This window comes from Streptomyces sp. NPDC002835 (genome assembly GCF_053591995.1).
Genome location: NZ_JBSFUW010000061.1, coordinates 21,713 through 27,746 on the forward strand (window position 1 = coordinate 21,713; position 6,034 = coordinate 27,746).

Sequence of the window (6,034 nt, forward strand, 5' to 3'; positions counted from 1 at the left end):
CGCAGGAGCGCCCGATGGCTGCAGCCGAACCGAGTCCGTCGTTGTTCGTCCGGCCGCTCGGAGCGGTCGAGAACAACCCGACCGCCCTGAGGCTCATCCTCGGCGGCAAACTGCGCGAACTGCGGGTGCGGGCCGGACTCGACCCGGCGGACGTCGACTCCCGGCTGGGCTTCTCCCGTTCCAAGACCAGCCGGATCGAGCTGGGCCGCCACGGCTGCAAGCCGGCCGACGCCATGGCACTGCTGGACCTCTACGGTGTCCAGGCGCCCGAACAGATCGCCGAGTTCATGCGACTGGTCTCCCAGTCCCGCCAGTCGGACTGGTGGCGCTCCTTCAGTGACGTCCTCTCCGACTTCTTCGCGCCGCTGGTCGCCCTCGAGGGCGCGGCGGCGACCGTCCGCACCTACGAGCCGTTCTACGTACCGGGGCTGCTCCAGACCCCCGCGTACACCGACGCGGTCGTCCGGTCGGGCCCCGGGCACCTTCTCATGCACGAGGTGGAGCGCCGGGTCGAACTCCGCCAGCAGCGCCAGCGGCAGCTCGACCAGCCGGACGCCCCACGGCTGTGGGCCGTGATCGACGAGTCCGTGCTGATGCGCTCCGTCGGCGGGACCGAGGTGATGCGTGAGCAACTGCTGCATCTGCTCTCGATGATGGAGCGGCCCCGGGTGACGCTGCAGATCGCACCGCTGGAGGTGACGGCCTCCGTGGGCGTGGGCACGGGCGTCACCTATCTGCGCTTCGCCCTGAGCGACCTGAGGGACGCGGTCTACATCGAGCATCTGACGGACAGCACCTTCAGTCAGAAGCCCCAGGCCGTCGAGCAGTACCGCGACATGCTGGACCGGCTCGGCGCCTGCGCCCTCACGCCCAAGCAGTCACTGGAACGGATCGAGCAGCGCCTCAAGAACCTCTGAACCACCCCGGCCCGGTGCGGCGCCCCTGCGGGCATCCCACCGGGCCGCAGCCGTCGTTGCTTACGCGTCGTTCCGTACGTGCCCCGCCCTCACGGCAGGCGCGCGACGCCACCCCACTCGATCCACTCGTCGGTCTGCTGCACCGGCGCCAGCTCGTTGTCGGGACGCCAGGTGGAGACCTCCACGAGCCCGGGCTCCAGGATCTCCAGGCCGTCCAGGAACGCGGTGACCTCGTGCTCCTCGCGCACCCGGCCCCAGTGGTTGCCGGTGGCCTCCGCCATGAAGTCGGTGACGAACTTGCGGATCTCCGGCCGGTCGCTCACCAGCTGGCAGACGACCAGGAAGCTGCCGGGCGCCAGCCGGGCCGCGACCCGCCGTACCAGCGCGGCCGGGTCGTCCTCGTCCGGGATGCAGTGCATGACCGACACGAACAGGGCCGCGACGGGCTTGCTGAAGTCGATCAGCCGGCGGGTCTCCTCGTGGTCGAAGATGCCGTCGGTGTCCCGCATGTCGGCCTGGATGACCGTGGTGCGGTCGTTCTCGTCGAGCAGGGCCCGCCCGTGCGCGAGGACGATCGGGTCGTTGTCGACGTAGACGACCCTCGACTCGGGATCGACCGCCTGCGCGACCTGGTGGACGTTGTCCTGCGTCGGCAGACCGGATCCGTGGTCGATGAACTGGCGGATGCCGTACTCGCTCGCCAGCAGCCGTACGACACGCCGCAGGAACCTGCGGTTGTTGACGGCGAGCGCCTTGGTGCTGGGAACCTGCTTCAGCAGCTCCTCGCACGCGTCCCGGTCCGACTGGTAGTTGTCGTCGCCCCCCAGGAAGTAGTCGTACATGCGCGCCACGCTCGGCACTTTGGTGTCGATGGCGTCGGGGCGCCACGAGCTCTGCATCCAGTCCTCACCCGCGTCGATGGAGATCCGGTCGTGTGGGGTCCACATGCTAGGGAGCACCGGGACGGCGGTACAGGTGGATGTCCGGCGCGGCCGGCCCCGCACATCGGCTTTCGGCCACGGCACGGCCGTGCCAACTGTCCCTTTTTCGCCAGGCGTTACGGGGTCTCACAGCGCGCCCCAGGAATGGGCGCGGCTGCGCAGGTGGTCGTGGACGAGGGCCAGCGGCGGATGGACGAGGGCGCCCGTCCGTGTCGCCAGGTAGAGCGTGTTGAGCGGTGGGGCGACGGGCTCGTGGAGCAGTTCCACGGAGCCCGCGGACAGCGCCGGTTCGGCGAGGTAGCGGGGGAGCGCGCTCACCCCCGCGCCCGCGACGACCGCGGCCAGAACGGCGCGCAGATCCGGGACGATCACGGCGACGCGGTTCGGCGGCCGGCGGTTGAACTCGCTCAGCCAGTAGCGGCGCACGATCGGCAGGTCGTCCGCGTAACCGACCAGCGGGAGATGCGACAGGGCGTCCACCGGGTCGCCGGCCAGCCGCGCGCTGTCGACGGTGCGGGCCAGCGACGGCGGACCGACCAGGACGAACTCCTCGTCGACGAGCGGCGTGGCCGCGATGTTCTGCTGGGCCGGCCGGACGGAGGACACCACCAGGTCCACCTCGCCGGCCGCGAGCGCGGCCAGCAGGTCCTTGGCGAGGCCCAGCGTGACGTGGATGCGCATCCCCCGGGTGGTCAGCGGCGCGAGCGTGGGCAGCACGCGCAGGGCGATCAGCTCGCCCGGCCCCGCGATCCGTACCGTCCCGACGTGCGCCGCCCCCGCCGACGTCGGCTCCAGTGCCGCGCGCAGCTCGTCGAGGCGCGTGCCGATGCGGGCGGCGAGATCGGCAGCGTGGGCGGTGGGGGTGACGCCCCTGCGGGAGCGTACGAACAACTGCTCGCCGAGCTGCTCCTCCAGCCTGGCGAGCTGGCCGGTGACCGCCGGCTGGGTGAGGCCCAGCCGTTCGGCGGCCGCCGACAGCGACCCGCAGCGGTAGATCTCCACGAAGGTCGACAGCAGATCCAGACCCGGCACGCAACACCCGTTCCATAAGAAACCTTATGAGGCTCATGATGCCCGCGGATGGAGCGGAAGCAAAGCTGGTGTTGTCCCCCTCGAAGCTGCGATCAGCAGCCGGTCGAAGCACAGCCCGGAGTGAAGGAAGTAAGGACTCTCCATGTCGAAGATCCTCATGGTCGTATCCGGCGCCGACAGCCTGAAGCTGTCCGACGGCAGCAGTCACCCCACCGGCTATTGGGCGGAGGAGCTGGCCGCGTCGCACGAGGTGCTCCGGGCCGCGGGCCACGAAGTGGACATCGCGACCCCCGGCGGCGTCCGCCCGACCGTGGACGCCATCAGCCTCGACGAGCGCGGCGGCGTCGAGGAAGCGGACGCCCGGCGTTTCCGCGCGTACCTGGAGTCGATCGACGCCGAGCTGGCCCGGCCCACCGATCTCTCCGACGTGTCGGTGGCCGACTACGACGCCGTGTACATCCCGGGCGGGCACGCGCCGATGGCGGACCTCGCCGTCAGCACGGACCTCGGCCGGCTGCTCAACGACGCCGACGGCAGCGGGAAGATCGTCGCGGCGCTCTGCCACGGCCCGGCGGCGCTGCTCAGCGCCGTACGGGAGGACGGCTCCTTCGCCTTCGCGGGCCGTGAACTGACGGTGTTCAGCGACGAGGAGGAGCAGCAGGGCGGCCTCGGCGACAAGTCGCCCTACCTGGTCGAGTCGCGGCTGCGCGAGCTCGGCGCGGTGGTCCGGCCCGGTGACGCGTGGTCGAGCCGGGTCGTCGTCGACGGCAACCTGATCACCGGCCAGAACCCGCAGTCGAGCGCGGACACCGCCCAGCGGGTGGTGGAGGCGCTGGCGGGCCGCCGCTAGCCGGCCGGGAGCGGGGACACCGCCAGGGAGAAGGAGTGGCCCGCCGGGTCCGAATAGATGCGTTCCTCGTGGGGCCCGCGCCGGTGGTTGGTGTCCATCGGCCGGGCCCCCAGGCCGACCGCCTCCCGCTCCGCCGCGTCCAGGTCGCCGCGGCGGACGAGGATGCGCAGATGCGACTGCTGGGAGTCCTCGGGCCGCGGCCAGCTGGGCGGCGCGTAGCCGTGGTCACGGCGCATCGCGAGATGCACGCCGCCGTGACCGACGATCTCGATGAAGTCGGGGTCGCTGCCGACGCGTATCTCCGCGCCGAACAGCCCCGCGTAGAACTCCGCCAATTCCATCGGCTCCGCGGCGTCGAGGACAAGGACGCTGGTCTTCTCTACGGTCATGCACTGCGGCTACCCGCTGCCACGCCCGGCATACGGAGTGCTCTGCGGGTCCGCCTGCCGGCGGCGTGCGGACGTGGCAGGGCGCCCGGGCGTTACGGACGCCGCCGCGCGGGCACCCGCCACCCAGGAAGGCAACCTCGGAGCGTACGCGATCGGCCTCGCCCGAACACGGACAGTGACCGTCGCGTTCGCCGGTCGGCTCCCCGAGGAGCAACATGGAACCGGCCCCGTACGAACCGCCCCCGACGGCCGGACATGGTGATGAACGAGAAATCGACCCCGACAGCGACCCGCACGACGGCGTCCGCCGCCGTGTTCGGCGCCCCTTGCTGGGTCAGCCTGATGGCCCGCGACCTGCAGGCGGCCCAGGACTTCTACGGGGCGGTGCTGGGCTGGAAGTTCCGCAGGGGGCGGCTGGGCGACCAGTTCAGGGTCGCCGTCGTCGACGGCATGCCGGTCGCCGGGATCGGTGCGCTGGCCCCGGCGCTGACGGTGGCGGTCGCCTGGACCCCGTACTTCGCCGTCGAGGACGCCGACCGGACCGCCTCCCGCATCCGGGAGCGCAGCGGCACCGTGGCGGTCGGGCCGCTCGCCCTGTCGCTGGGCCGCGGTGTGCTCGCGGCCGACCGGGACGGCGCCGTCTTCGGGCTGTGGGAGGGCGAGCTGATGCGGGACTGGCCGGCCTGGCGCGACAAGGCGCCCGCCTGGATCCGGCTGCTGGCCAAGGACGCCTTCGAGTCGGCGATCTTCTACGGCGAGGTGTTCGACTGGGCTTCCGGCCGGGAGGGCTGCTGCGACGTCAGCTATCTGGAGGACGCGGTCGTACTGCACCGCGAAGGACGGGTGCTCGCCCGGCTCACCTCGGGCGCGGACGGCACGGCGACCAGCCCGCTGCTCCATCCGCGCTGGCACGTCCACTTCGCGGTGAAGGACCTCGCGGAGACGGTACGGGCCGCCGGCCGCCACGGCGGCAGCGTCCTCGGCGAGCGGGCCACCTCGCACGGCGCCGAGGCCACCCTGCGCGATCCGGACGGCGCCATCTTCACCGTGACCGCCACGGACAACGCCGTACCCGAGTAGACGCCGTAGCCGCTCAGCCGTCGGAAGCCATCGGAAGGACCTGCAGACATGGCACGCGCCGCTGTGTTCGACGTCGACGGGACACTGGCCGACACCAACCACCTCCACGTCGTCGCCTGGTGGGAGGCCTTCCGCCAGGCGGGCCACCGGGTGCCCATGCACGACATCCACCGCTCCGTCGGGCTGCCCGGCCAGGATCTGGTCGAGCACCTGCTCGGCGACGACCGGGACACCGGCCAGGACGGCACCCTCAAGGCCGCCCACAAGGCCCTCTACGGGACGTACTTCGACCGGCTGCCGGCCTTCGACCAGGCCGGGGACCTGCTGCGCGCCCTCGCCGGCGACGGCTGGCAGGTCGTGCTCGTCACTTCGGCGGGCGGCTCCGAACTGGCGGCGCTCCGGCGGGCCGTCGACGCGGACGACGCCATCACCGCGACCGCGAGCGCCGACGACGTGGAGGAGGGCAAGCCCGCGCCCGACCCGGTCGAGCAGGCGCTGGAGCTGGCCGGGGTCACGGCGTCGGACGCCGTGTTCGTCGGCGACACCGTGTGGGACATGCAGGCCGCCTCCCGGGCCGGGGTGCCGGCCGTCGGGCTGCTCTGCGGCGGCATCCCGCGCACCGCCCTGGAGGCCGCGGGCGCGGCGGCGGTCTTCGACAACCCGGCGGATCTGCTCGCCCAGATCGAGACCAGCCCCCTCGCCGCCGGCTAGCCGGACAGGCCGAAGTCGCCTAGCGCGTGTCCGGCCGATCATGCCGGACCCGCGACACCCGGCGCTCGTACCCGGATGGCGGCCTTCGGCAGTTCCGTCGGTGGGCACCCATGA

At 72.1% G+C, this 6,034-nt stretch carries 7 protein-coding genes; 4 read left to right on the forward strand and 3 right to left on the reverse strand.

All coding sequences use genetic code 11. The features are described 5' to 3' along the window. Nucleotides 1-14: 14 nt before the first annotated feature. Nucleotides 15-917, forward strand: coding sequence for a helix-turn-helix domain-containing protein (locus ACWD01_RS35155; protein ID WP_451167757.1), 903 nt, complete (start codon nucleotides 15-17; stop codon nucleotides 915-917). A gap of 89 nt (nucleotides 918-1,006) precedes the next feature. Here ACWD01_RS35155 and ACWD01_RS35160 read toward each other — a convergent pair whose 3' ends face one another. Continuing rightward, the gene (locus tag ACWD01_RS35160; protein WP_451167771.1) at nucleotides 1,007-1,816 is read right to left on the reverse strand and encodes an SAM-dependent methyltransferase; all 810 of its coding nucleotides are present in this window, start codon (nucleotides 1,814-1,816) and stop codon (nucleotides 1,007-1,009) included. A 168-nt stretch (nucleotides 1,817-1,984) separates the two neighbouring features. Further along, the gene (locus ACWD01_RS35165) at nucleotides 1,985-2,890 is read right to left on the reverse strand and encodes a LysR family transcriptional regulator (RefSeq protein ID WP_451167759.1); all 906 of its coding nucleotides are present in this window, start codon (nucleotides 2,888-2,890) and stop codon (nucleotides 1,985-1,987) included. A gap of 142 nt (nucleotides 2,891-3,032) precedes the next feature. On the opposite strand from ACWD01_RS35165, the gene ACWD01_RS35170 reads away from it, so the two are divergent. Beyond that, nucleotides 3,033-3,740: a type 1 glutamine amidotransferase domain-containing protein gene (locus tag ACWD01_RS35170; RefSeq protein ID WP_451167761.1), complete on the forward strand. Its 708-nt coding sequence runs from the start codon at nucleotides 3,033-3,035 to the stop codon at nucleotides 3,738-3,740. Here ACWD01_RS35170 and ACWD01_RS35175 read toward each other — a convergent pair. Then, nucleotides 3,737-4,129, reverse strand: a complete 393-nt coding sequence (locus ACWD01_RS35175; RefSeq protein WP_451167763.1) for a VOC family protein — start codon at nucleotides 4,127-4,129, stop codon at nucleotides 3,737-3,739. The genes ACWD01_RS35170 and ACWD01_RS35175 overlap by 4 nt on opposite strands. Nucleotides 4,130-4,390: 261 nt before the next feature. On the opposite strand from ACWD01_RS35175, the gene ACWD01_RS35180 reads away from it, so the two are divergent. After that, nucleotides 4,391-5,209 carry a VOC family protein gene (locus tag ACWD01_RS35180; RefSeq protein WP_451167765.1) on the forward strand — a complete coding sequence of 273 codons (819 nt, stop codon included), beginning with the start codon at nucleotides 4,391-4,393 and terminating at the stop codon, nucleotides 5,207-5,209. A gap of 48 nt (nucleotides 5,210-5,257) precedes the next feature. Next, a complete protein-coding gene (locus tag ACWD01_RS35185) occupies nucleotides 5,258-5,920 on the forward strand; it encodes an HAD family hydrolase (protein ID WP_451167767.1) in 663 nt (220 codons plus the stop codon). Nucleotides 5,921-6,034: the final 114 nt, after the last annotated feature.